This is a genomic window from Pseudomonas sp. NFIX28, assembly GCF_900107395.1.
Taxonomy (GTDB): domain Bacteria; phylum Pseudomonadota; class Gammaproteobacteria; order Pseudomonadales; family Pseudomonadaceae; genus Aquipseudomonas.
Genome location: NZ_FNPW01000002.1, coordinates 148,637 through 172,536, shown reverse-complemented (window position 1 = coordinate 172,536; position 23,900 = coordinate 148,637). Strand labels below are relative to the sequence as shown.

Below are 23,900 nucleotides of genomic sequence, written 5' to 3'. Positions count from 1 at the left end.
ATCAGGCTCCCTCCCGAACGACGGCGCGTCGCTCGTCACTGGCGTAATGCCCGAGCAGTTCGCCCAGCCCGGCGAAGACCGGGGCGCCGGCCTGCCGCAGGCGGTCGATGTCCTGGTGGCCGGTACCGACCAGCAGCGGCTGCCAGCCGACGGCCCGCGCCACGTCGTAATCGTGCAGGGTGTCGCCGATGAACAGGGTGCGCCCGGCCGGGGTGCCGAGCTTGTGCTGCAGCATCAGGGCCTCGGCGGTCTTGCTGGTGGCCTGGTTGTGGCTCAGCCCCACGACATGCTCGAAATGCCCGCGCAGGCCCTTGGCCTCCAGGGTCTGGAGCAGCACGTCGCTATGCGAGGCGGAGACGATGGAAACCCCGATGCCGGCATTGCTCGCCGCCTCCAGCACCTCGAACACGCCGTCGTGCAGCGGGCAGTGGGCAACGTTGGCGTCGAAGTGCTCAAGGTAGTGCTCGACGATTTGCGCAAAGGGCGTGCGTTGCAGGTCGAACCCCAGCGCGGCGTAGAAATCGGCGATCGGAAAGTCGAACAGCGCCCGGTAGCGCGGCGCATCGATGGGCGGCACGGCATAACGCTCGCCACAGCGATTGACCGCGCTGACGGCCAGCGCGATGTCGTCGATCAGGGTGCCGTTCCAGTCGAATACCAGGTGTTCGATCCCCGCGAAATGCAGTCGATCATCGATCATGGTCGGGTTTTCTCCGCAAGAAGGGCATTGAGGGCGATGCGTGAGGCGATCGCCGGTGTGTAGAGCTTGCTGGGCTCCATCACCAGGTTGGTGACGCCGATCTGGGTTTCCAGGGCGCGGCGATTGTTCGCCGAGACCTGGCCCAGGCCGGCGCCGTACCAATGATGGAAGCGCGTGCGCCAACTGCGCTGGCCAACGGTTTCGGGAAAGCGGAAGTCTTCGGTGGTGGCCATGCTCCAGGCGCCATCGACCACCCCGCACAGCCGGCCCTGCAGTTGGCGAAAGCTCTCGACGCCGCGCAGGGCCTGGTCGATGTGGCAATCGATGCAGTCGGCTTCCAGCGCGCCGATGGTCATGCCCTGGCTGTACAGCGGGTTCATGCTGCTCAGGGCGTCACCGACCACCAGCAGCCCGGCGGGCCAGTGCTCGACCCGGTCGAAATGCGTGCGGCGGCTGCCGGGCATCTTGAAGGTGTGGACCGGCGACAGCGGCTCGGCGTCGCGGATCACCTCATGGATATCCGGCACCGGCAACGCCGCCAGGGCTTGCAGGAACTCCTGCGGGTCCTTGCCGGGAAAGTGGCCGAACCAGCCCCCGGTGGTGACCATCCAGCGGTCGCCTTCGATGGGGCTGATCACGCCCATGGAGCGTTGCAGCGGCGCCTTGGGCAGCACCAGCAGCACCTGCCATTGCTCGGCATAGGCCGGAAGGCGCCGGTAGATGCGCGAGGCATACCCCAGCTCGGTCTTGACCACGCTGGTCTCGACCTCGCCGAAGCCGGCCTCTTTCAGCCACGTCGGCAAGCGCGTGCCCCGCCCGCTGGCGTCGACCAGCAGGTCGCAGCGCAGGGTCCGCTCGCTGTGGCCGTCGTCGACGGTCACCGCCTCGACCCGCCGCGAAGGATCGGCCCCGGCGAACTCGATGCGCGTGACCCGGGTACTCGACAACACCTCGACGTTCAGCACGCCGAGCAGGGCCCGGCGCAACTGGTTGTCGATCAGGCGCCGGCTGCAATAGTGGGCATAGATGCCACTGCGGTAACGGTTTTTCCAGCGCCCGCCCTGGTACCACTTCACGTCGTGGCCCAGGTCGGCCACTTGCGCGCCGCCCTGCTCCAGGGCGCCCAGGGTGCCGGGGAAGATGCCTTCGATGATCTGCTTGCCGCGCAGCAGCAACAGGTGCACGTGATGTTCCTGGGGCAGGCTCTGGCGCGGGCCGGTCTCGTCGAAGAAATCGCTCTTCTCGATCACCGTGACCCGCTGGAAACGCCGGGCCAGGACCGCCGCGGTCAGGCAGCCGGTGACGCTGCCGCCGATGACCACGGCGTGTCGGCCGTCCACGACGGTATCAGGCTGGGGAATAGTCATTGAGCACCTTTGCAATGTAAGCCAGGTCGTCCTGCGCCAGCCCCGGGTGCAGCGGCACCGTGGTCAGCGAACGCAGCAACCGGGCGGCGTTGGGGCAGTCGCGGCGGTACTGCGCCAGCAGCGGCAATTGGTACAGCGGCTGGTTGTCGTACTTGCCGATGTCCGAAGGGATGCCATGGCGCTGCTGGTAATGCACCAGCCGTCGCCCGTCGTGCCCCACCGCCTGCAACAGCAAGGCATAGGCGTTGGCTTCGCCCCCGGGGGTCAGCGGCAGCTCGCGGATCGCCGGGTTGTCCAGCTGCTCGAGCAATTGCCGGCGGTTGGCCTGGCGCTGGTGCAAGCGGCTTTCCAGCTGCCGCGAACGCGCCAGCCCGAGGGCGGCCTGCAGGCCGCCGAGCTTGAGGTTGATGCCCAGGGTTTCGCCGGTGAGGTTGCCAAAGCGGGTATAGGCGCGGATACGGCTGGCGCGCTCATCGTCATCGGTCATGACGAAACCGCCCTCGCCGGTGGACATGAACTTGCAGTCGTGGGTGCTGAAGCAGCTGATGTCGCCATGCTGCGCCAGCCAAGTGCCGTTGAGGCGCGTCAGGTGCGCGTGGGCCAGGTCCTGGATCAGCGGGATGCCGGCCTGGCGCGCCGCGTCCCAGGTGGTGTGCGAGGCAATCGGATACCCCCACATCGGCACCTCGATGATCGCGCAGGTGCGGGGGCCGATGCAGCGCTGCAGGTCGTCCGGGTCGAGCCCGAAGTTGTCCGGCGCGACATCGCAGAACACCGGCACCAGGCCCAGGGACAGGATCGGCAGGACGGTGCAGATCGGGCCCGTGGGCGCGACTATCACCTCGTCGCCCGGCTGGAACCGCACGCCGGCCAGTGCCGCGGTGACCGAGGCGGCCCCCGACGACACGGCAATCACGTGGCGCACGCCGTACAGCACGGCGAGCGCGGTCTCGTAGTCCTCGACGATCTGCGAGGTGCCGGTCAGCCCCGTCGCCAGGGCGCGTTGCAGCTCGGGCACATCGTCGGCGGTGTCGTGACCGCATTTTTCGGCGATGACCCGGGCGGGGCGGGAAAGGGCCTGGTTCATGGCGCCACCTTCCTGCCGACCATGTCCCACACCTCGGCATCGGCGAACACCCGGTCGACCATGCGCCGGAAGTTGGGGAACATCTTCAGCTCGGCGGTTTCCTGCCGGCTGAAGAAGCGTGCGTTTTCCACTTCGCGCTCCGGCGGGCAAGCCCGCAGGTCGGTGGCGGTGAGGTAGATCAGGTCCAGGTGGTAATGCGGCCCGCGCTTGTCATCGATGAATTCGCAGAGGATCCGGTAAGGCTGGTGCAACACAGTGACGTCGGTCTCGGCATCGGCCAGTTCCAGGTCACGCTCGCCCAGCAGGGCGGCGTGAATCCCGGTTTCCTCGTAGATCTCGCGCAACACCGCCACATCGGGGGTTTCCCCCTGTTCGATATGGCCGCCCGGGTACAGCCAGACCCCCAGCTTGCGATGGTGCAGCAGGAGCATTTTGCGGTCCGGGTTCAATACGAACGCCGAGGCCGTAAAGTGCCGATCCAGGGTCGAACGATCAGGAACGTCGCTCATCATGGCGCCCCGTACTGGTTGATCCGCTCCACCATGTAGTCCAGCTCGGCGTGGGTGATGTCCGGATGCACCGGGATGGTGGTCATGCTGGCCAGCAGCGCCTCGGCGTTCGGGCAGTCATTGCGGTATTCGGCCAGCGCCGGGAACTCGTAGAGCGCCTTGCAGCCGTAGCGCTTGATGTCCGACGGGATGCCCGCCTCGTCCAGGTAATCGATGAAGGCGCGGTTGTCGGCGAAATGCAGCTCCAGGTTGAGGAAGTAATAGTTGGTGCGCCCGCCCTCGATGATGACTTTTTCCCGCACCTTGCTGTGGTCCAGCCGTTGCAGGAAGTAAGCGGCGTTGGCGCGCCGTTGCTCGATCTGCGCGGCCAGCGAGTCCAGGCGGTTGGCGCCCAGCGCGGCAGGCAGCGCGGCCAGCTTGTAGTTGAGGCCGAAATCCTTGCCGTTGAGGTTGCCGAAGCGGCTGTAGTCGCGGCAGCGCTGGGCCAGCTGGTCGTCGTCGGTGAGGATGAAGCCGCCTTCGCCAGTGGCCAGCGGCTTGCGTTCGTGGGTGCTGAAGCACGACAGGTCGCCATAGGCCGACAGCGGCCGGCCATTGAGGGTGCTGCCGTGGGAATGCGCCAGGTCGAGGATCAGCTTGATGCCCAGCTCGCGGGTCAGGCCTTGCAGCTCGTCGACTTCAGTGGGGTAGCCCCACATTGGAATATCGATGATCGCCCGGGTGCGCGAGGTGATGCGGGCCTTGATCGATTCCGGGTCGGCACCGAAACCGTGGCGGCGGGTGTCGACGAAGATCGGGTTGGCGCCGGCGGCGATGATCGGATAGATGGTGCACAGCGGGCAGCTCGGGGTCAGCAGGACATCGTCGCCGGGACCGACGCCGGCGGCGTAGATCGCCACGCTCAGGGCGGCGCCTCCGGAGGAGACCGCGATCGCATGCCGGGCCTCGAACCAGGCCGCCAGCTTGGCCTCGTATTCGCTTACCACATCGCTGGTGCCGGACAGCGGCCGTTCCAGGGTGTTCTGCAAGGTCAGCAGATCGTCGGCGTATACCGGGCGGTATTTGTCGGAAACGGCAATACGGGCAGCGCTGGAGAGATTAGCGGACATTGGTCTGGGCTCCGAGAAAGGCAGGGGACTTGGCGGCATGCGTGGAATGCAGGGCGAGCAACGGGGCGACATCGGTGCGGGCGCTGTCGGCGTGGCAGATCTGCTCGATCACCTGGAAGGTCGGCAGCAGGCTTTCGAAGCTGGCTTCGTATGGCGAGCGGTTGCGCACCGCGTCGAAGAACTTCTCGAGTTCGCCGAAATAACCGCTGCGCTCGTAGCCCGAATCCAGCGGCCCCGGCTGCCACGCGCCGCGCCAGCGCTTGGCGGTGCCGGTTGCCCCGGTGCCATGCACCGGCTCGTGCAGGGTGATGTTCCACAGGTTGTTGAGCTCGACCATCATCGAGTTGGAGCTGACGATCTTCATGTCGAATTCGAAGTACGGGAACATGGTCCCGCTCAGCAGGCTGACCGTGGCACCGGAGCTGAACCCGAGCTCCAGGCTCACCAGCAACGAGTCTTCGTGGCGCTGCACCCGCGATTCGATATCGCGCAGCTCGCCGCCGCCGAAGGTCACGCCAAGGTCGATGGTGTGGATTGCCTGGGCCAGCAGGAACGAACGCAGCGTGGAGTCCAGGCCCCACAGCGGCGCGGTGGGTTTGCTCGCGTAGTGGTTGAGCTGGATGTGCACGACCTTGCCGAACTGCTCGGTGCGCGTCATATCGCGCAGCTGGCGCATGGGCTTGGCGTATTTGAAGTTCATGCCCACGCCGGTGACGACCTGGGCCTGGTTCGCCGCGCCGATCAGGCATTCGAGCTCGGCGAGGGTGAAGCACGGCGGTTTCTCGACGAACACGTGCACGCCCTTGGCCATTGCCTTGATCGCCAGGTCGCGGTGCGCCTGGGGCGGGCAGGCCATGACCACCGCGTCCAGCGCGGCGCTATCGAGCATGTCGTCGAAATCGTCGGTGATCGCCACGTCGGAGATGAAGCGGTGAATCTGTCCGGCGCGGGTCAAGTCGCTGTCGCACACCGCGACGATGCGAATATCCGGCATTTGCAAAAGCGTGGGCAGCAGATTTTCTTGCATCTGCGCGCCGAGGCCGACGATGCCAACTCTGAGTACAGTCATAACCATCTCCATCCTGGAAAAGTGGGTACTGCGTCATAAAAGGTTGGACGAACGACTACACGGGACCCGCCTCGGGCCACCTGTGGGGTGAGCCGAGCCGTTCCGACATTCGCTGCAATCGAGGCAGGATTGCCTCAGGACAACGGATCGCCTTGAGAGGGTCCGTTCGGGCCGTTGCCCAGGGTCACCCGGGTCGAACACCCGGATGTTTCACGCCACGCGCCGACACCCGGATGAGGCCGGGAAGCCATACAGGCGCGATGGGCAGAAGAAGTAGCGCCGCGAAGGCGAGCAGTACGGGGGGAATCAGGCCGGGTCGAATGCCGGTCGCAATAAACGACCAGGCCGAGAGCCTGGAATGAAGAAACGTGGTTTCGCTGGAAAACGGAACAACGACCAAAACGCCGATACGCATGCATGGCTGAATCATCCTTGAAGCGCTGAAACTATCCTTGTTATGCAGGAGTTCAGTTCCATGAACCCTTGCTTGCCACACACCTCATCAATGTGTGGCTTGGAGGTATAGGCCAAGCTTTTTCGAAGCGCAAATCAGTTGCTATATCGTTTCATCATAGTGTTTTGAACAATCCGGACATAAGGCAAGGAGCCATATCGGCCCGGAGCCGGCGGCGTCGGACCCACGTCCAAATTTGCCCCGGGCAATCCGCTGGGCCTTTGGCGCAAGCGCCGCGACGACCGGGCGTAGCGGGTTGCGCCATCCCGCGACCTAGGCCGCACGGGCCCTGGCGGAGAAGTTTGATCATTGTTGAGGATTATTGATTCGGATTATCCCGCCCCCGCGGGCAGCATTGCGCCACGCTTTGAGCGACGGGCAGGCATCGCCTGGCGTCAGCTCAAGGGTGCATCGGGGGCAAGGTTAGGAAACCGCAATGTCAACTTTCATCACTGGGAAACAGAACATATGTGCATGTCGAACAAATGGCTCGTAGGAATCGTCCTGAGTTGCGTATTCCAGGTCGGCTGTGTCTCGAAGGTGGCGCAGCAAGAGCAATATTCGGGCTTCTTGCCCAACTACGAGGGCCTGGAAGAACACACCACGCCCAGCGAGCAGACCGTGCTGCGCTGGGTAGCGCCTGGGTTTGATCCTCATGCCTATTCCACCGTCGTATTCAAGGAGGTGATGCTGTATCCCTCGCCGAAAGCGACCGAGCGGGTCAACCTGCAAACCCTCAAGGACCTGCAGGTCAATGCCAGCAACAGCGTAAGGAACGCATTCGCGCCGTCCTACACGGTCGTCTCGAGCGTGCGCCAGGCACCGGCCCATTCGAAGACCTTGATCCTGCAGGCGGCAATCACCCAGGTCAGCGCCAGCAACGAAGGCATGCATTGGTATGAGGTCGTCCCTATCGCGGCCATCGTCGGCGCAACGCAGGCCGCTACCGGTCATCGCGATCAGACGGCGGAGCTGTATCTGGAAGCAGATTTGATCGATGCTAAAACCGGTTTGCCGGTCGCCAAGATGGTTCGCAAGGTGTTCGGCGAGACCTTGGAAAATGCCAGCCAGCCGATAGTCGCCAATGACTTCAAGGCTGCATTCAAAGGCATGACAAACGACATGCAGACGTTGCTTTCCAAGCAGTAACCAACGCGCAGGCCCAGGTGCAAACGTTGCATTGCATCGAAAGGTCCGGGTTTGAGGAACGGCAGTCACGCTGCGTCTGCAAAGACAAACCGCCAGGCCGGGTAACGACGGCCAATGAGAGTCCGACTTGATGAAAATTTTCAGCTTTGCCTTATCGGCCTTTGTATTGCTCGCCAGCTCCGGTGCGATGGCGGCGACGGTGGTTCCATTAAAGGGCCAGACTTCCCAGACGATCCAGCAAGACACCAGCGCCTGCCAGTCGCAGGCCAACGCGCAGTTCCCGACACAGAACACCGTGCCGGCCGGCGGCCGGGTAAAAGGCGCCACCACCGCGGCCATCGCCGGGGCCACTGCCGCGGAGGTCCGGGGCCGGCAACATGAAAACGTCTACGACCAGATCGACGACGATATCAAGCAGGACTATCGCCAGAACCGTGCGCGCAGCGCCGCGACGGCCGGGGCAATGATCGGCGCGTCGAGACAGCGCCAGGAACGCAGGCAGGACCAGAAAACCAGCGAACAGAACGTCACCGCCAATAACTCGGTGTACACCAGTTGCCTGCAACAGCGTGGTTACAACGTCCTGCCTTGAGGCGCCGGACTTTTACACAGCGCGGGCATTCTTGATGCAGATTGGAAAATCAATTTCGCATGCTGCACTGGAATGCCTGCACGTTCGCCCCTCCCCTTAAGTACCGCCCCTCTTTTCTTCTCCCTCCGGCGAGCTCTCGCCCGCCATCCTTGTCCAGCGGTCCGCTGCAATACAGCACGGCGGATATGACTGGCCGCAAGCTTGTGCTTGAATAACAGGCCGTCCGATACACTGCCTTGCACTTTTCGGATGGCGCAGATGACTCGCACTGAGCATCATCGCTGCCTGCGATTAACTCCCGTGGTTTCCTTGCTTGATTCCAGTGAGACTTTTGATGGGCTGTTCCAGCAGTGTCCAGTGATTCTCCCTGCACTTCGCGCGCCCATCCGCGTGCCATCGACGCCGTCTCTATACTCAGCCAGAACCACCTGAACGAAGGATTCCCATGCGCTACGCCTTCAAGTTGAAAAACGACGCCATGGTTGTTTTCGACCCGGATACCGCCTTGCTCTCTATCACCACACCTCTTGGAGAGGTGCAAAACTCCACGATAGGCAGGGCTGAATCGCGTCTACTGAATCTGCTGCTGATGGAACCGGGTCAGACTAAAAGCCGCGAGGAAATCATCGACTACACCTGGAATGACCGTGTCGTCGCCTCCGGCAGTTTGAATCAGGCCGTTTTTTCTCTTCGCAACATTCTCAACGACAGTCGAGATCACGAGATCTTGATGACGGTTCCGCGAAGAGGCTATTGCTTCAATCGCCAGTATGTAGTCGATGCGCCCGCCGACTTGCCGATGCCGCCAGATACCGCCGCGCAACCGGTCGAGCCGGTCATTGAAGTGCCTGAAGCCCCGAAAGATCCGCTGCCGTTGCCTGCGGAAAAAGCCAGGCCATCGACTCGCATCACCAAGGCCCAGTTGATCGGTTACGTCCTGACCTTGGGCGTGTGTGCCTTTACCGGTTTCCGCTCGGGCTTCGACACTCCGAAAATTGAAGTTTCCAGCATAAAACAGAACGATCTGGTCATTCATGCAGTGGCCAACACGGTCGCCGAAGCCCAATCGCTGAGGGATCTTTCGGCCAAACAGGTTCAACAGTCACCCGAGTTGAAAGGCCAGGTCTGGTTGACTCTCGCTAAATCAAATTATTCCGTTTCGTGCGCCCGCCCGGATCTCAGCACTGCAAACCTGCAATGGCACAGCGAACAGAAAGACTTCGCACTGATGATCCGGCAATGTTTGGAGGCCACCCTATGAAGCCAACCATATCGTCGACCGCCCATTGGCTAGTGCTGGGAGCCATTAACGCCGCGTGTATTTTCTCGCTGACTTACTCGCCCACTCACTACATGGAAAACATCAGTTATCAAACCATCACCCAACAGTGGCTGGAAGATTCGAACCAACTCAATACGGAAGAGTACATGACCATTGGGCACGGTCGACTTACCCAGACCACGCTGGAAAGCCTGAACGGAAAAATTCGTAACTCTACTATTTCGGCGGACGTTATCCGTGAGAGTAATCATCACGTTCAAATCAAGATCAGGACCGTCAAGTTAAGCCAGGATAACGAACTGTTCGCCATCGAAAAGACGCCGGATCTTTTTTTCAAACGCCAATACGTCCTGCAAGAAGGCGCTGTTCTGAATTACGAACTGATCCCCACTACCGATAAAAACACCATGTGCGTTTATGTGCATGAACTGAGCCGCCTGCGCTGCATGAACCACTAGCCCCTGCCACGCCCCACTCAAGCTTGACCAGGCGACAGGGGCTTGATGCCCGTTGTCCGCCAATGCCGATTCAAACAGAAAAATAATAATCACTGATTTGAATCAGACGCTCCCTCCCCCTGAAGATCTCGCCATTGTCGCGTTCGGAGCCGTGCCTGTTGCCCCCCGGGCAGAAACCGGCTCCGCGTCCCTCATTCAAACACTCTTGCGGGTGCCCGATGAAAACGTACCTTTTTTTGCGAGTCGTCAAATCGATGATAACCAGGATCCTGGCAGTGCTCTCCCTGGCTGCGCTGCCCTTTTATTCGGTGGCGCAAAACGAGCACTCCAGCGCCAGCACCGAGATCGAGCTCTACCAGATCGAGTTGAGCCCGAACGAGAAGCTGAAACTGTCGCAACTGAAAATCTACTTTGAAAATGAACAGCATGACGACGAAGGCACGATGGATCTTCCCGTTCCTTTCCCGCCACCGGACACCATTAATGAAGTTCAAGACTATTCATTAATTCCCATTTGATCGTGGCTCCCTAGCGGGCTGGCCGGACTTTGAAAAAACCCAATCCGCTATTTGATCGTCGACCACCTGAGTTCTGGCCTTAATACGCATCGCAAGACTATCCACAGGCCAAGCCGTGAAGCGATGCGGCTGACGCTGTGTTCTGCCTGAAAATCATTAATAAGGAACGCACATCAATGCTGCTAAAAAATCTCGCAACCGTCTCTTTTGGTGTCGTGCTTTCGCTCAAGGCCATGATCAAGGATGAGGAAGTCTACCGGCCTGACCTGACCACTATTGAAAACCGCAAAAAGACATTGGCCGATGAACAGTCCAACTACAGGATTCGCAGCGACTATCCAGCCAACGATTACTTTGCCTTTGATGCAGCGGCCATCGACCCGACAGTTCAGAAAACGGCGATTTTCGGTTCGAAAACAGCGTCGTGCAAACTTCAAAACCTGAATTTGCCAACAAGCGATACGTACGTTTTTTCAGCAGCATTGGAGCTTACGCCAGAGCCAACGACGCCTGAAAAAACCGTTTAGCACTATCCATTGGCTGAAGAGTATTCAATTCCATGCGCAACATTCCTGATGACGTCTTTCATGTAACTTCAATTCCCGCGGGCACTCCCAAGAGAACGATTGGGCCGTGGGGGATGAACCTCATTCCATCAGAGCGCAAAGCAAGCATTCGACAACACAGGCTCATTCACAGCTCCAGGTTCCAATGCAGCCGGCTGGAGTTCGATTCAGCTGTCACCCTGACCGGTTCGGTTCCCCATGGCTTTGTGACCTTTGTCATTTCACAGACTTCCGTCGGCCGTCCGCTGGTAAACAACCATGCGCTGCGGCCTAACGAAATCGTCGTGCTCCATAGCTGCGAGCCCGTGCATTACATTTGCGAGCCGAATGAGACCATTTTCATCCTCAGCACAACGCTGGAACATTATGCGCAGTGCCTGGAAGAACATTCGGTGATCGATATATTTGCACATCGAAAGGAGCAGCGCTTTCAGGCTGCGAACTTCAAGCTGATTCAAGCTGCCCTGGAGAAAATCGGCACTTATTTTATCAACGCCAAACAGCGCCGCGGCGCCGCCATTGAAAGTGTTCTGCTGGTTTCCCTATTACGGGCCCTGACGCCTGTTAGTCGCTCTGAACTTAACTCTCCGAGAAGAAGGAAAGTCGCGACGGACGTCATGGATTACATTCACCAGAACACCAAGAAATCGCTCAACATGACAGCGCTGGTCACGCAGTTTGAAACCACCTCGCGCAGTTTGCACCACGGTTTTTCCGAAACTTTCGGGATTTCGCCGATTGCCTATATTAAAAACCTGAGGCTCGCGAATGTCCGTCGAGACTTGATCCGCAACACCTGGCCAACGGTTACCGAAACCGCGATGTATTGGAATTTCCACCACTTGGGCCGGTTTTCCAAGGCCTATCAGGACGCCTATGGGGAACCTCCGTCAGAAACGGCCAGGCGCAACGCCGCGAACTGACGGCCGCGCAGCGCCCTGCAGCGGCATCAAGCCCAACAAATGACAATCAATAATTTTCATCCGCCAAGCCCAATGGCCAATATTGATTATTTCCAACCCAAGGGACGGACAAGCATGCGCTATCGATTAAATGCACTGTCGCTCAAACAGAAGATCTTCTATTGCCTTGCCGCCTATTTGTGTGGAGTCGCGTTGGCCTGGTTGATTGATTGTTACTAATACTCTTGCTTCAAAAAAATCGCCCCGCAGTTAGTTATTTCCATCAATAACTTCCCGCGTTTTTTGCTTGGCGATGTCACATATCAATATCAATCAATGCCGTTATCGGCTTCGCGATTAATCGAATTCAAATAACCCGATCGATAAACCTGTAAAGGATTTTATTTCACATGCTATTGCGAAAAATTGGCGTCGTTTCATTGCTTTCGTTGCTGTCTTTTCAGGCACTGGCCGATGACAAAGGCCTGTATCTTGGCGCAGGCGTGAGCAGCATCGAAACCGATAAAACCCATCTGAGCGATGAGGATTACAGCTACAAGGTTTTTGCAGGCTATCGCGTCAACAGCTACCTGGCCTTTGAAGGCGCCTTCGTCGATCTCGGCCAATTCAAGGACGAGGATCTCGATTTCGATGGCAAATCCGTTCAGGCCAGTGCCCACCTCGGCTTTCCGCTGGGAGAGCGGGTGCGCGTCTTCGGCAGTCTCGGTGCCCATGCCTGGGATGCCGACGGGAATGCCAGCGACGATGATACCGGGGTGAATATGACCTACGGCGCCGGCGTCGAGTTTGATGTATTTCGCAACATCGGTCTGCGCGCCGAATATGAAGTGCTGGAAGTCGGCGACATCAACCTGAATCAGACAACGGCGTCCGCTTTCATTCTCTGGTAACGCCCGCAGGCATCGAGCGGCCAGACTGGCCGCTCAACGTGCCTCACATCTCTATGTTGGACTTGCCGCCTGAACGACGGCAGACCGGCCGGCGCCGGCGCAAGCGTCATGACCGGCGTCGGAGCGATGTCGGACGCCGGTAGCCAGCCTGATCTTAGAGAATTAAAACTGTCGCTGCGGGGCCCCACGATACGGGACCTGCAGCCCTGTTGAGAGGAAACGCAAAACTGACTCCCTGATGATGTTGGTTTGCAAACTCAGCGTGTTGACTTCAGATACCAAGCAAGTCCCTCAACTATCACCCGGCATCGCTTGTGCCTCTCGCAGTTTGGTCGCTATTTCATTCAAGTCATCCTGCTTTTCCTGCAGTTTGCTTTCGAGCTTCTCCACGCTTGTGATCTGACTGACGTAGCTGTGGTCGACACAATAGGCGTTTATTCTACTCAGCGCCCTTTTCAGTCCTGCCACGCGGTGAGTATTGCCGTACTTCTCCGCTTGCAGGATCTGATATTCAATGGCCGCACGTTTATGTGCGCAATCAGCAGAGGCCGGAGTAGAGAATACTGCCCCCAAGGTGAGTACTAACGGAAATACAGAAGTTGTCAGCTTTTTCATAGTTGAAGTCCTTAACAAAAACTCAAAAATAGGGAAGTTGTCCCGCCTCCCGTTTATTTGGTGCGCTCAGGCATACCTACAGATCCGCCTCCACCCAAGCTGTCGCAGCCAGGAGCGGCGCGGTTTTGACGCAGATGCTGGAGCACTGCCAACAGCTCAACATCATGACCTTAGAATCTTCGGTGAGGGAAATCGGCAATGATCGCGATCGAACAGGTTTGGGTTGTTCTGTCGACTGGAACATCACACGGGCCTCTTTCTGCAAAAGCCGTTCAGGCTTGATGAATCAATGTAGCAATCAACTAAACTCGAACAGTTTTTCTCGGCTACAGCGAGCGCCCGCCAGCTGTTTGTTAATAGGGGTACCTGCCAGTTCCACGCACACGCTTAAACAAGTGTTCTTCATGTTCCCTCGCCCCACAGCCCCTGAAATATATCACTGCTCCTTTTGAACAATTATTGGAACCGCAAGCGCAGAGAGACTTAACGACTCTGTTTATCATCAAGAATTCCCACCACCTATCCAATTCGAGACACAACTCGCCGCCTCACAAGACATGTCTTGTTAATCCTGCTCATCTCGCCTTCTAGAATTTCCCGGCGCTGAAACATAGCGTCATTGCCTGAAATAAACCTGCACGGAAGTTCTGTCTCCATGAAAGCAATCAAGTTCCTGATGTTCGCCTCCGCCGCCTGCGTACTGAGCAGCAATGCTATGGCCGCCGACGGCACTATCAACTTCACCGGCGAGATCACCGCCGCATCCTGCGTGGCCTCAGCGGGTGCCGGCTCCTCCGTTGGCGGTACCAAGGGCCAGCAGATCGTCGATGTGAACCTGGGCAAGGTCAGCATGGACGCACTGGCTGGTTCGAGCGAATCGGGCCTCGCCGCCGGCACCTCGATCAACCTGAACCTGGATTGCGGCAACACCGCCGCCGGCCTGACCACCGTCAAGTTCGGCTTCGACCCGATGTCCGGCTCGGGCGTCGATCCGAAGAACAACAGCCTGCTGAAAATTACCGGCACCGCCACCGGTGTGGGGATCGGCATGTATGACGAGAACAGCAAGCTGATCAACCTGTCGGCGAACGAAGCCTATAGCGCGCCACTGACCGTCGCCGGCGAAGGCGCAGAAGCCAAATACTCCGCCGCTCTAAACATGCGTGCCTCTTACGTCGCCAACGGCGATGTGCTTATGCCGGGCACCGCCAACGGCACCCTGCCATTCACTCTTACTTACGAGTAAGCCGCTGCAGTGGGGGCGCATCACGCCCCCGCGTTTTCGTTCCTTTGACTTTTTCCGAGCCAGCCATGAAACCTGGATTCCTTTTCCGCCTCTGCACGCTGCTGACGCTGTCCATGATCGCTGGGACCTGCCTGGCCGGCATCCAGGTCGGCGGTACTCGCATCATCTTTCCCGCCAGCGACCATGAGGCGTCCATGCAGGTCAGCAACCTGGGTACCGAGGACATCATGATCCAGTCTTGGATAGAAGCCGAACCGGGCCGTCCTGAGGTAGATGTGCCCTTCGCCGTTACGCCTTCACTGGCGCGACTGGGCCACCGCAAACAACAGACACTGCGCATTTTTTACCAAGGCAAGGGCCTCGCGCAGGATCGTGAATCGGTGGTCTGGTTGAGCATTCAGGAGATCCCGCAGATCTCCGAAACCAGCAACAACCTGCAGGTCGCCTTCCGGCAGCGTCTCAAGTTGTTCTACCGACCCAACGGCCTTCCCGGTAGCGCGGACGAGGCAGCCAACCAATTGAAGTGGAACCTGCTCAAGACCGACGGTGCGCCGATGGTGTTGGCCACCAACGATTCCGCCTTCCACGTCTCGCTGGCCCAGGTCCGCGTCATTGCCGGCGAGAAGGAATACCCAGTTGAGTCCGCCATGGTCGGCCCGCGGGACACTCGCAGAATGATTATCAAGGGACTTCCCGCCGGCTTCAGTGGCGCTGCAAAGATTCGCTGGGAGTCGATCAACGACTACGGCGCCCTGAACAGGCACGACGCTCCACTCCAATTCTGACGCCCTCTCCACGCTCACATCCGTACAACTCTTGCGCACGCTGAGTTCTCAGCTCGCGTTCCTATGCGCACAGGAAAGTGCTGTTCATGAACATGAATGAATACAAGAAGAGGCCTGAAAAGAAGCGAACCTGGAAGTGTTCGAGTACCGGAATTCCTCTCCTCACCGCGGCCAGCCTGCTGGGTGCTACTTCGGTCTCCGCCGCGCAATTCAACCCCATGTTCCTGCAGAACAAGGGCGCCGATATCGATCTGCGCTACTTCGAACAGAACAATGGTGTTGTTCCGGGCAAGTACAGCGTAGACCTGTACCTGAACCAGCGTTTGGAACGTCGTGAGGAAATCAGCTTTCGCGCCGATGACGAGGGTGGCTCCAACGACGCTCAGCCGGTCCTGAGCCTGAGCCTGCTGCGCGAAATCGGCGTGGACGTCGAGCGCCTTAAGCGTGAAGGCATTGTTTCGTCCGACAGTGCGGACAACGACCCGGTGATCCTGCTGCGCATCGAGGGTGCGTCCATAGAAATGGACGCCTCCCGACTCGCGCTGTACGTAAGCGTGCCACAAGCGTACATAAAGCGCCGTTCGCGCGGCTACGTCGATCCCTCCCTATGGGACGACGGCGTGACTGCCGCTTTCACTAACTACCAGCTGAACCTCAACCGCAACCGCGGCGATGGCTTCAAGAGCGACTATGCCTACCTGGGCCTGCGCAACGGCTTCAACATTGGCCAGTGGCGCTTTCGCAACGACTCGTCGATCAGCCAGAGCACCGGTCTGTCGCGTCACTTCTCCAGCAACCGGACCTACCTGGAGCATGACGTCACCGCGCTGAAAGGACGCTTCGCTATCGGTCAGCTCTACACCAACGGAGATATCTTCGATAGCAGTCGCTTCCGGGGTCTGCAGTTGGCGTCGGACATCGGCATGTTGCCGGATAACGAATCTGGCTACGCACCGATGGTGCGCGGTATCGCGGAAACCAATGCGACGGTGGAAGTTCGCCAGAACGGCTATGTCATCTACTCGACGACCGTGTCGCCCGGCGCCTTCGAGATCAGCGATATCTATCCCAGTGGTTCCAACGGCGATCTGGAAATCACGATCATCGAATCGGATGGCCGTGAGCGCAAGTTTACCCAGGCCTATTCCTACCTGCCGGTGATGGTGCGCCGCGGGACCTTTCAGTACAACCTGTCACTGGGTCACTACGACAACGAAGGGGAGAAGAATCCAAGTCTTTGGCAGGGCACGGCGGTCTATGGAGCCAGCGACAACCTCACCACCTACGGCGGCCTGCTCGGGGCCGACGGATACAACGCCGTCAACCTGGGTCTGGGCCTTAACACGCCGGTAGGCGGTATGTCGCTGGACGTGACCAACAGCAATTCGCGTCCGGACCATGGCAAGGCCAGCACTGGGCAGAGTGCGCGGTTCCTCTACTCCAAGACGCTCAACAGTACTAACACGACTTTCACCATGGTCGGCTACCGCTATTCCACTTCCGGCTATCGCACACTCAGCGAGCACATTCAGGAAATGACCGAGGTCGATCGCCAGAGCTTCATCAGCGTCAGGCCCAAGAACCGCCTCGACCTGAGCATCAACCAGACCGTGTACAACAACGACTCGGTGTTTCTTAGCCTCGGTGAAACCACCTACTGGAACCGCAGCGGCAATACCCGCCGTATTCAGTTGGGCTACAGCGGCAATATTGGCGAGGTCAGCTACAACATTTCCGCGTCACGCACCCAGAGCGCCGGGCGTTCGAAAGGCTCGGACAACCAAGTGGCGCTTTCGGCGAGCATTCCGTTCGGCTCCCGCTCGCGCTCGCAGCGTGTGTACAGCAGCTACACGACCGCAGGCAAAGGTGACGACAACCTGCAGGCGGGGGTCTCCGGCTACCTGAACGATGCCAGCACCCTGTCCTACTCGGCACAGGCCGGCCAGGCCGGCAGCGATCGTTCGGGAAGCGTAGGCCTGGGCTGGGATGCGCCCTCGGCCAAGCTCGCCGGCAACTATGCGAAATCCGGTTCATCCCGCCACCTGGACCTGACAGCTACCGGCTCAGTGGTCGCCCACAGCGGAGGGATCACCTTCGGTCAGCCCGTGGGCGAAACCTTCGCCCTGGTCGAGGTACCAGGCGTCAAAGGTGCCAGTCTGGAAGGCGCAACGGCGCGCACCAATGGCGCCGGCTACACCATCGAAGGCTACGTGCAGCCTTACCGCTACAACGACCTCAGCCTCAACACCCAGACCCTGGGAACGGACGTGGATGTCAGCGAGACCTCGACGCGGGTCGTGCCCCGCCGGGGCGCCGTGGTCAAGGCGCGCTTCGACGCCTCCTCCGGACGACGCGTGCAATTCGACCTGCTGCAGGCCGATGGCACGCGGATTCCCTTTGGCGCGCAGCTGTTCGACGGACAGAAACTGCTGGCCGTGGTGGACAACCAGTCCCGAGCGCTGGTGTTCGGCGTTACCGAGAAAGGCCAGTTGCAAGTGCGCTGGGCGGGGGGCAGTTGCAGCCTTCCCTATACATTACCTGAGCGCGATGCGTCCCTGGTGTACGACCAGGTGAACGCGGCATGCGTCGCTCAGCCGGCAACGGAGTCCTGAGATGAAAATGAAGCTTCTAGCCCTGGCGGCGACCTGCGCCGTGCTGGGTTCAAACGTGGCACAGGCGGCCAACCCGGACGGGTGCTACTGGAATAAGGGCGGTGTTGGCGACCAGAAAAGGTACTTTACGATGACTGCACCGAGCCAGATGGACCTGCAGAGCGTGGCTATCGGCGGTGTTATGGCTAGCGCACCGAATGCGACCATCCATACCGAAATCATGCAGATAAAGTGCCCGTATCCGGCCGTTCAGAACTACCGGGGCGACTACTACGTGTCCGATGCTGAACTGGCGGACGGTTTCACCGATGTGTACAAGACCAGCATTCCCGGCCTCGGCGTGCGGTTCAAGAGCAACGCCAGCGGCACCATTGGCAACCTGCCGATGATTGACCCATACCCTAATGCTGCCACCATCTACACCAACGTGATCAAGGCTGTGCAGCTCGAATTCATCCGTACCGCACGTGACGTCGGCCAGGGCATGGTGTCGATGAACTTCACCATCGAGCAAAATATCAACGGCTGGAATGCGGCGCAGATCAAGGTCGGCGGTAGCACCAGTTTTGAAACCCGCAGCTATTTCTCTGGCTGCGCAGGCGTCGAGAAGCTCACCATTCCCCTGGGGAAGATTTCCATCTCGGAAATCGGCAAGCAGCAGAAGCAGTTCAATCTTGACGTGCTCTGTTCCGGATTGCCGGCGGGCACAAAGATTCCTGTACGGGTCTATTTCGAAGGCAGTTCCGATGGGCCGGGGCGTCTGAACCTCGATGCGGGGGGAGCGAAAGGCGTGGAGATCGCACTTAAAGATGGCAAAGGCGCCCTGCTGCCCTTCTCGAAGGGCAGCGCCCTGGCCATGGACTGGATCAACAGCCAACCCGGCGGCGAGCTTTATCGCCTGTCCGTCAGCGCTGGCTATGCACACAAGAACGCGCAGACCATCGAGGTTGGTAAGGCGAACGGGACGCTGAACTACATCATCGATTACGACTGACCCAAGTATGAGTCGGTGGGGCCGGGGCTGAACCCCCGGCCTTTTCATTTCAGAAAGGTTGTTGCGAGCGCTTCAACCATGCGTCCAGCGAACCTACCGGCATGGGCTCAGCGTAGAGATAACCTTGGCCAAAACAGGCACCCAATTGCATCAGTAGCGAACGCTGCGACTGGGTCTCGATTCCTTCCACAATCAATTGCATCCCCAAGTCCTCAGCCAGGAACAGCGCATGCCGGACGATAGCTCGCGCGCGCGGCGAACTTTCTAGCTGGGCCGTGAACTCCCTCGCCAGCTTGATCTCATCGAATGGCAGTTGGTTGAGACGCCACAGCGAGGAGTAACCCGTGCCGAAATCATCCATCGACAGGCGTACGCCAAGTTCCTTCAGGCACACAAGGCGCTGCTGAACAGCGGGCGAGACGCTGGTGAATGCATCCTCGGTAATTTCCAGTGTCACCGACGACAACGGCAGCGGATGCTGCTGCAGTCGTGCGGCCAACTGATCGACCAGCGAATCGCTGGCAAGCTGATGCAGACTGAGGTTGAAAGCGAAACTCAGTTCGCGACCTTGCCGATGCAGTTCGACCTGACAGGCCAGGCCCTGCGCCAGAAGACTACTCAGTAGTTCATCGAGCAACTGCTCACGGGTCATCAGGGAGATGAACGCTGCTGGAGTCATGAGGCCCCACTGGGAATGCTGCCAGCGTGCGAGGACTTCCACACCCTGCACCGCCTGGCTCTGCAGGTCGAACTTGGGCTGCACATAAGCCTGGAACTCGCCGCGTCGCAGTCCCCTGCGGATATCGATGGCATCAGGCTGCTGTGCCGCAGCAGCGAGCCGGGGAGAACGTCGGCTTTCGCCGTCGGGAAACTGGGTGGAGAGTGCGATGGACATGTTGGGAACCCTGGTTCAAATCACCCGCAAAGCCTATGCGAATGACCTTTCCCACCCTCAAAGACGCATCTGCAAAGTGACTGAGACGGTTCTCGATTCGAGCCGAGAATCTTCTGGGGTCACGCCATCTGTAGGGACAGGTTGATCTGCTCCAGGGCATTGAGCAGCGCTTGGGCCGCCTCGTTCAGCTCCTGGGTGAGCCCGTCGACGCACAGTTCCTCGACCTCGACACACCGCTCCAGCAACGCCCGGTGATTGAGCAAGTAGGCGGTGCCCTTGAGCTTGTGGGCAATGCTCCGCAGCGCGGGCACATCTCCGTCGTCCAGCGCTTGGCGCAGCGCAACGCTTTCACCCTGGTTGCTCGCCACTACCTGGCCAACCATCGAGGCGCGGATGTCATGGGTCCAAGACGGCCCGTCGGGTGCGTGGATCTGCTCGGCGCCAAGTTTGGGAATCAGGCGGTTGAGTATCACCAGGTTGGTCGGTTTCACCAGCGCATGATCCATTCCAGCATCGTGGCATTGCCCCAGACTCTCACGTTGCGCATCCGCCGTGAGACCGATGATCAGGCAGGGCCTGGTGCCTTGCAGACCTTCCAAGCGACGGATCGCCCGGGTCATTTCCAGTCCGTCCATTTCCGGCATGTTGCAGTCTGTGATGACGATGTCGACCGCATGCTCGTTCCACAGGGAGAGTCCCTCCAAGCCGTTGCAGGCGGTCAACGTGCGATGCCCCAGGTAACCGATCTGCTGGACAAGCAGATACTGGCTCGGCAGGTGGTCCTCGACGACCAGGACCGTCAGCGGTTCATCGATCTTCATCGTATTGCCCGAACTTTCGGGCAATACGATGGAGTCGACCTTCACCCGTTCCAGGGAGACTGCGAAGCTCATTCGCGTACCGCTGCCCTCCTCGCTCTCCACTTCCAGACCGCTGCCCATCAGCACGCACAGAGACTGGCTGATCGCAAGGCCCAGACCCGCGCCGGCATTAGGATTACCCACAGCGCCATCGACGATGTAGAAGGGCTTGAACAGCTGATCCAGCTGCGCGGCGGGAATGCCTGCACCACTGTCGGTCACGCTGATTCGCAAGCTCAATGTCGCATCCCCGGCCTCAACTACCGAACAGCTCAGGTCGACGCCGCCGTGCTCGGTGAATTTGATCGCGTTACTTAACAGATTGGAAACAATCTGCTTGACCTTCACCGCGTCCACCCAGACCAGCTCGGTAGCCCGCGCGTCTATATCCAGGGTCAGCCGTAACTGCTTCTGCCTTGCCAGCCCCGAGAACACATTACCCACACACTCCAGCAACTCGCTGATGCGCGCCGGCTCAGGTATCAGCGTCAGATTTCCCGACTCGATGCGGGAAATGTCCAGGATATCGCCGATCAAGGCGAGCAGGCCGATGGCCGACTCGTAGGCGATATGCACCGACTGCCGATTCAGTTCGGTTTCGCTGCGGCGTGTCAGCACCAGCTCCAACATACCGATGATGGCGTTGAGCGGGGTGCGGATTTCGTGGCTCATGGTGGCAAGAAACACTGTCTTGGCGCGGTTCGCACCGTCCGCCGACTCCTTCGCCTGCTGCAGCTCATCAAGCAGCAACTGGCGTTGTTCCAGCTCCGAGCGTTTGCATCGAATACGTCGACGCTGGACGACTATCAGCACACCGGCGACCAACAGCAACACACCGAGCAGCCCCACGGAACGCCAGATTAAGGATGCGACGCCCTCCCAGTACTTGTCGTTGTTGGCCGAGTTGGCCCGCCAACGGCCGGCGAGCCGCAGGTACTCGCGTGGGGTGATCTCCAGCAGCGCCTCGTTCAGGATGGCAACCAGCTGCCCCTGGTCCTTCGCCGCGCTGAACACGATCCGCACAACTAGGCCGTTGAAGACTCCGCCGACCTTCAAGCTACTCTCGTACTTGTAGGCCAGGTAGTAACGCGCCAGGTTGGCAGGGGCCAGGACTATGTCGGCATCGCCATCGCGCACCAGATTGAAGGCCTCGCCCATGGTCTCGGTTTTGCTGAACACCAGGTTCGGATACAGGGCGCTGAACTGACGGGGATCGAAGTAGCCGTTGGCGACCACGACCGTTGCGCGGGTCTGTGCATCGAGCGTCATCGGCTGCGCATCCTGGCGCTGCACAAACAGGTAGGGGGCCGTGACCAGCGCGCTGGTATGCAGGTAAGGCCGATCGAGAAAGGCTGTTTGAGGGAGGATGCTCAAGCTCGCCGCACCTCGGTCGAGCAAGGCACCGGCCTTGCTCAACGAGCTGACGCGATCGATCTCGAAGTGCAGTCCGGTCTTGCGCCGAATGATGTCCAGCAGGTCCGAAGCTATACCGCTGAAGCGTCCTCGATTGTTGAAAAATGCGTAGGGGGCAATGTCCTCGCTGACTGCCAGGCGCACGGTACCGGCGTTCTCAAGCCACGCTCTCTGATCTGCACTGAGACGGCTGCGGAAGTCATCGGGCCAGCACTCTTCGGTATCGCCCCAGATGTACTGCGCGTCGATCTTCTGGCATCGGTTCAGCCCCCCCAGAGCACGCCTGAGAATGCCTTCTAGCACCCGATTGCCCGGCATCAGGCCGAAACCGACCTGAACCTCGGGCAACTTAACGCTCTGGTTGACCACCAGCTGGTTGCTGAACAGCTGGCTTGAGAGGAAGTGGGTGGAAAGCTCGTCGCCGAGAAACACGTCATTCTCGCCGCTCAGCACCGACGCCATCGCCTGCAACGCTGACGGATAGCGCTGAAACCGGCCGTCACCACCGGCACTGCGAAAAAGCTCCAGCATCATGCCGTTTGCGACGGCGATGCGCGTCTGGCCATCAGTCGTACTGTATTCGCGGAGGTCTCCACTTTCTGAGAACAGCGACAGCTCGGTCAGGGCATAGGCCGGGCTCAGGACCAGACCGTAGTTAGAGGCCATCAGCGGATTGATGTTGCTGACCATGTCAATGCGCCCATCGCGCAATGCGTCATACATGGCCTCGCGAGTCTGGAACGAGTGGACGTGAATCGGCGTACCCAGTTCCCGCTGTAAGGCCACAATGTAATCAGCCAGAAGGCCTTCCAGGCGCTGGCCCCCGGCAAAGATCCGCAGCGGTGGAAGCGGATCCTTCAGAACACCAACCATCAGGGAGGGTTTCTGCGCCAGCCACTGCTGTTCGGATACGGACAGCGTTACCTTCAGATCTTCGAGCGATTGCCGGGCGAACGGCAGCAGTTCGTACTCTTGCGCCATGCCGCTGCGCCAGCAAAATAGCAGGATTAGCACTGTCAGGCAGCGCAGCAGGCACGAATGGCTCATTGTCGGCTCAGACCAGCTCATGCCGGCGCGCGATATCGGCCAGCTCGATCACTGAGACCGCCCCCAATTTGGCCTGAATGTTTACCTTGTGCCCGCTGACAGTCTTACGGCTCAGGCTCAGCCGTGCAGCGATCTCACCGTTGGAAAAACCCTCGGCCAGCAGCTTGAGTACCTGCAGTTCGCGATCAGTGAGGTCTTCCAAGTCCCCCGTCGACTCCGGCTTGCCGAGCAGCGTCATACAGTCCTTCGGGAAGAACACATAGCCCTCGGCAACCGTTTCGATTGCCTTGATCAGCTTGCTGATCGACTCGCTTTTACTGACGAAGCCACTGGCGCCGGCATGCAGGCAGCGGACTGCGTAGTTCTCCTTGGCCTGGGAGGTGAACACTAGCACGCGGGTATCGAGCTTCTCTCGGGTGATGCGCTTGAGCACGGTGAGACCATCAAGTTTCTCCAGGCCGATATCGAGGATGACCACGTCTGGTGCCAACGTCTGGATCATGCGCAACGCATCCACGCCATCGGCTGTCTCGCCAACGGCCTCGAAGCCGATAGATACAAGGGCCTGGCGGATTGCCTGGCAGACTAAGGGGTGATCATCGACGATTAGGGCTTTCATACTCATAACAACCACCGGAGTCAAAAAGGCTTGAACACTTTGAAAAGTGGCAACAGGAATCTGGACGCGTCTCAACGTTGCGCTTACCGGTATGGTCTATCGGATTCGTTTTGACTGGGCGGCTTCTCCTGTTGCGCGGCT

The 23,900-nt window shown here is 59.5% G+C and carries 23 protein-coding genes; 12 read left to right on the top strand and 11 right to left on the bottom strand.

Annotated features, from left to right (window positions below; genetic code table 11):
• Window position 1: 1 nt before the first annotated feature.
• The 7 genes from BLV20_RS04230 to BLV20_RS30855 form a co-directional block, all read right to left on the bottom strand.
• On the bottom strand, window positions 2–700 hold the full coding sequence (locus BLV20_RS04230; RefSeq protein ID WP_092297433.1) for an HAD family hydrolase: 699 nt from the start codon (window positions 698–700) through the stop codon (window positions 2–4).
• Window positions 697–2,067: an NAD(P)/FAD-dependent oxidoreductase gene (locus BLV20_RS04225; RefSeq protein WP_092297430.1), complete on the bottom strand. Its 1,371-nt coding sequence runs from the start codon at window positions 2,065–2,067 to the stop codon at window positions 697–699. Before BLV20_RS04225 ends, BLV20_RS04230 begins: the two co-directional genes overlap by 4 nt.
• Window positions 2,048–3,154 carry a DegT/DnrJ/EryC1/StrS family aminotransferase gene (locus BLV20_RS04220; protein ID WP_092297427.1) on the bottom strand — a complete coding sequence of 369 codons (1,107 nt, stop codon included), beginning with the start codon at window positions 3,152–3,154 and terminating at the stop codon, window positions 2,048–2,050. Before BLV20_RS04220 ends, BLV20_RS04225 begins: the two co-directional genes overlap by 20 nt.
• Window positions 3,151–3,663, bottom strand: coding sequence for an NUDIX hydrolase (locus tag BLV20_RS04215; RefSeq protein ID WP_256577651.1), 513 nt, complete (start codon window positions 3,661–3,663; stop codon window positions 3,151–3,153). The genes BLV20_RS04220 and BLV20_RS04215 overlap by 4 nt, the downstream gene beginning before the upstream one ends.
• Window positions 3,663–4,772: a DegT/DnrJ/EryC1/StrS family aminotransferase gene (locus tag BLV20_RS04210; RefSeq protein WP_092297421.1), complete on the bottom strand. Its 1,110-nt coding sequence runs from the start codon at window positions 4,770–4,772 to the stop codon at window positions 3,663–3,665. Before BLV20_RS04210 ends, BLV20_RS04215 begins: the two co-directional genes overlap by 1 nt.
• The gene (locus BLV20_RS04205; RefSeq protein WP_092297418.1) at window positions 4,762–5,841 is read right to left on the bottom strand and encodes a Gfo/Idh/MocA family protein; all 1,080 of its coding nucleotides are present in this window, start codon (window positions 5,839–5,841) and stop codon (window positions 4,762–4,764) included. The genes BLV20_RS04210 and BLV20_RS04205 overlap by 11 nt, the downstream gene beginning before the upstream one ends.
• 184 nt (window positions 5,842–6,025) lie before the next feature.
• Window positions 6,026–6,256 carry a hypothetical protein gene (locus BLV20_RS30855; RefSeq protein ID WP_139192682.1) on the bottom strand — a complete coding sequence of 77 codons (231 nt, stop codon included), beginning with the start codon at window positions 6,254–6,256 and terminating at the stop codon, window positions 6,026–6,028.
• Between the two features lie 507 nt (window positions 6,257–6,763).
• Between BLV20_RS30855 and BLV20_RS04200 the strand changes: the two genes are divergently transcribed.
• From BLV20_RS04200 to BLV20_RS04165, 8 genes are all read left to right on the top strand, one after another.
• Window positions 6,764–7,444 (top strand): DUF3313 domain-containing protein, encoded by a 681-nt coding sequence (locus BLV20_RS04200; protein WP_092297415.1) that lies wholly within the window; start codon window positions 6,764–6,766, stop codon window positions 7,442–7,444.
• A 130-nt stretch (window positions 7,445–7,574) separates the two neighbouring features.
• Window positions 7,575–8,036, top strand: coding sequence for a hypothetical protein (locus BLV20_RS04195; RefSeq protein ID WP_092297412.1), 462 nt, complete (start codon window positions 7,575–7,577; stop codon window positions 8,034–8,036).
• 445 nt (window positions 8,037–8,481) lie between these two features.
• Window positions 8,482–9,297, top strand: coding sequence for a transcriptional regulator (locus BLV20_RS04190; RefSeq protein ID WP_092297409.1), 816 nt, complete (start codon window positions 8,482–8,484; stop codon window positions 9,295–9,297).
• Window positions 9,294–9,776 carry a hypothetical protein gene (locus tag BLV20_RS04185; protein WP_092297406.1) on the top strand — a complete coding sequence of 161 codons (483 nt, stop codon included), beginning with the start codon at window positions 9,294–9,296 and terminating at the stop codon, window positions 9,774–9,776. The genes BLV20_RS04190 and BLV20_RS04185 overlap by 4 nt, the downstream gene beginning before the upstream one ends.
• A gap of 275 nt (window positions 9,777–10,051) precedes the next feature.
• A complete protein-coding gene (locus tag BLV20_RS04180; protein ID WP_175540139.1) occupies window positions 10,052–10,294 on the top strand; it encodes a hypothetical protein in 243 nt (80 codons plus the stop codon).
• A gap of 176 nt (window positions 10,295–10,470) precedes the next feature.
• Window positions 10,471–10,821 (top strand): hypothetical protein, encoded by a 351-nt coding sequence (locus BLV20_RS04175; protein ID WP_092297403.1) that lies wholly within the window; start codon window positions 10,471–10,473, stop codon window positions 10,819–10,821.
• 32 nt (window positions 10,822–10,853) lie between these two features.
• Complete coding sequence (locus BLV20_RS04170) at window positions 10,854–11,783, top strand: AraC family transcriptional regulator (RefSeq protein WP_092297400.1); 930 nt, start codon at window positions 10,854–10,856, stop codon at window positions 11,781–11,783.
• Window positions 11,784–12,172: 389 nt separating this feature from the next.
• The gene (locus tag BLV20_RS04165) at window positions 12,173–12,673 is read left to right on the top strand and encodes an outer membrane beta-barrel protein (protein WP_092297397.1); all 501 of its coding nucleotides are present in this window, start codon (window positions 12,173–12,175) and stop codon (window positions 12,671–12,673) included.
• Window positions 12,674–12,964: 291 nt separating this feature from the next.
• Here BLV20_RS04165 and BLV20_RS04160 read toward each other — a convergent pair whose 3' ends face one another.
• On the bottom strand, window positions 12,965–13,288 hold the full coding sequence (locus tag BLV20_RS04160) for a DUF1090 family protein (RefSeq protein ID WP_092297395.1): 324 nt from the start codon (window positions 13,286–13,288) through the stop codon (window positions 12,965–12,967).
• 655 nt (window positions 13,289–13,943) lie between these two features.
• On the opposite strand from BLV20_RS04160, the gene BLV20_RS04155 reads away from it, so the two are divergent.
• The 4 genes from BLV20_RS04155 to BLV20_RS04140 all read left to right on the top strand — a co-directional run bounded on the left by BLV20_RS04155 (window position 13,944) and on the right by BLV20_RS04140 (window position 18,925).
• Window positions 13,944–14,534 carry a fimbrial protein gene (locus BLV20_RS04155; protein WP_092297392.1) on the top strand — a complete coding sequence of 197 codons (591 nt, stop codon included), beginning with the start codon at window positions 13,944–13,946 and terminating at the stop codon, window positions 14,532–14,534.
• A gap of 65 nt (window positions 14,535–14,599) precedes the next feature.
• Window positions 14,600–15,319 (top strand): fimbrial biogenesis chaperone, encoded by a 720-nt coding sequence (locus BLV20_RS04150; protein WP_092297389.1) that lies wholly within the window; start codon window positions 14,600–14,602, stop codon window positions 15,317–15,319.
• Between the two features lie 92 nt (window positions 15,320–15,411).
• The gene (locus BLV20_RS04145) at window positions 15,412–17,931 is read left to right on the top strand and encodes a fimbria/pilus outer membrane usher protein (RefSeq protein WP_092298473.1); all 2,520 of its coding nucleotides are present in this window, start codon (window positions 15,412–15,414) and stop codon (window positions 17,929–17,931) included.
• A 1-nt stretch (window position 17,932) separates the two neighbouring features.
• Entirely contained in the window at window positions 17,933–18,925 is a 993-nt protein-coding gene (locus tag BLV20_RS04140) for a fimbrial protein (protein ID WP_092297386.1), read from the top strand.
• Between the two features lie 49 nt (window positions 18,926–18,974).
• Here the strand turns inward: BLV20_RS04140 and BLV20_RS04135 are convergent, their stop codons facing one another.
• From BLV20_RS04135 to BLV20_RS04125, 3 genes are all read right to left on the bottom strand, one after another.
• The gene (locus BLV20_RS04135) at window positions 18,975–19,820 is read right to left on the bottom strand and encodes an EAL domain-containing protein (RefSeq protein WP_092297383.1); all 846 of its coding nucleotides are present in this window, start codon (window positions 19,818–19,820) and stop codon (window positions 18,975–18,977) included.
• Window positions 19,821–19,939: 119 nt separating this feature from the next.
• Window positions 19,940–23,140: an ATP-binding protein gene (locus BLV20_RS04130; protein WP_175540138.1), complete on the bottom strand. Its 3,201-nt coding sequence runs from the start codon at window positions 23,138–23,140 to the stop codon at window positions 19,940–19,942.
• A 7-nt stretch (window positions 23,141–23,147) separates the two neighbouring features.
• Window positions 23,148–23,765 carry a response regulator gene (locus BLV20_RS04125; protein WP_092297380.1) on the bottom strand — a complete coding sequence of 206 codons (618 nt, stop codon included), beginning with the start codon at window positions 23,763–23,765 and terminating at the stop codon, window positions 23,148–23,150.
• Between the last annotated feature and the right edge of the window lie 135 nt (window positions 23,766–23,900).